This is a genomic window from Streptomyces sp. RPT161, from assembly GCF_027533845.1.
Classification (GTDB): Bacteria; Actinomycetota; Actinomycetes; order Streptomycetales; family Streptomycetaceae; genus Streptantibioticus_A; species Streptantibioticus_A silvisoli_A.
The window spans coordinates 1-1,798 of the sequence record NZ_JAPZVN010000068.1 but is presented as its reverse complement, the minus strand read 5'-3'; the positions used below and the strand labels follow the sequence as shown (position 1 = coordinate 1,798).

Annotated in this window: 1 protein-coding gene; it reads right to left on the bottom strand. The window is 69.1% G+C overall.

Annotated features, from left to right (window positions below; all coding sequences use genetic code 11):
* Window positions 1-1,798 (bottom strand): type I polyketide synthase (locus tag O5O46_RS34905; RefSeq protein WP_269859706.1); only part of this gene is annotated, 1,798 nt, incomplete at both ends.

Genomic DNA, 1,798 nt, shown 5'->3' with positions numbered 1-1,798 from the left:
ACCGTTCGGCGCCGTAAGACCGTTACTCGCACCATCCTGGTTGATCGCACTACCACGAACCACAGCCAACACGGGATGACCATTGCGCTCGGCGTCCGACAGCCGCTCAACCAGCAGCATGCCAACACCCTCACCCCACCCCGTACCATCCGCACCCGCCGCGAACGCCTTGATGCGACCGTCCGCCGCAAGACCCCGCTGACGGCTGAAGTCGACGAAGTTCTCCGGCGTGGTCATGACGGTCACACCGCCGACCAGGGCAAGCGAGCATTCGCCGTTGCGGATCGCCTGTGCCGCCCAGTGCAGCGCGACCAGCGAGGACGAGCAGGCCGTGTCCACGGTGACCGCCGGGCCTTCGAGGCCGAAGACATAGGCGATACGGCCGGAGACCACGCTGGCGGCGTTGCCGGTGCCGAGGTGGCCCTCAAGGCCCTCCGGGGCCTTCATCAGTAGCGAGAGGTAGTCCTGGCCGTTGGTGCCGATGAAGACACCGGCCTGGCTGCCGCGGAGGGTGTCGGGGTCGATGCCCGCGCGCTCGAAGGCCTCCCAGGAGGTCTCCAGCAGCAGCCGCTGCTGCGGATCCATCGCCAGGGCCTCACGCGGGCTGATTCCGAAGAACGACGCGTCGAACTGGGCTGCGTCGCCGAGGAATCCGCCTTCACGGGTGTAGGTCTTCCCGGCCTGGCCGGGGTCCGGGTCATACAGCGATTCGACGTCCCAGCCGCGGTCGGTCGGGAACTCGGAAACGGCGTCCTCGCCGGAGACAAGAAGTCGCCACAACTCCTCGGGCGACCGCACTCCGCCCGGGAAGCGGCAGCTCATCGACACGATCACGATCGGATCGTCGTCGACGGCCCCCGTGGCAACGGCCGGAATCGCACCACGGACGGAGGCGTCCGAGCCACCCAACAACTCATCGCGCAGATAGCCCGCGAGAGCAGAGGCGGTCGGGTAGTCGTAGATCAGCGACGCCGGAAGCCGCAGTTCGGTGGCCGCGCCAAGACGGTTGCGCAGTTCGACGGCGGTCAGCGAGTCGAAGCCGAGTTCCCGGAACGCGCGACCCGCCTCGACGTCGTTCGCGCCGTCGTGCCCCAGCACCGCCGCCACCTGCGTACGGACCAGATCCAGCAGTTCCTTTTCGCGTTCGGCCTCGGTCAGCCCTGCCAACCGCTCGGCCAGCGAGGTGGATTCGGCGGCCGAGCTGCGGAGGCTCACGGCCGCAGCCGCCGACGCCGAAATAGATCCGGTGCTGCGCAGCTCCGCGAACAGGTTGCTGCGCCGGGCAGCCGTCATCGCGGGAATGAAAAGGTCCCAGTCGATGTCGGCGACGGTGACCGTCGCGTCACCGTGATCGATGGCCTGCCGCAGGGCACGGATGGCCAGGTCCGGTGCCATCGGCGGCATGCCTTCGCGCCGGAGCCGCCGCTCAAGCACGGTGTCCGCGGCCATGCCTCCGTCGGCCCACGGCCCCCAGGCCACCGACGTGGCCACCAGGCCGGCGGCTCGCCGCTGTTCGGCGAGCGCGTCCAAGTAGGCGTTCGCGGCAGCGTAGTTGGTCTGGCCCGCGCCGCCGATGGTGCCGCTCATGGACGAGAACAGCACGAACGCCGACAGGTCGTGTTCACGGGTGAGCTCGTGCAGGTTCAGCGCGGAGACCGCCTTCGCGCGCAGCACGGTTTGGAACCGCTCGGCGGTGAGTGCGTCCAGTACGCCGTCGTCCAGCACGCCCGCGGTGTGCAGCACGGCGGTCAGCGGATGCTCAGCCGAGATACCGGCCAGCAGCTCCGCGAGCGCGTCG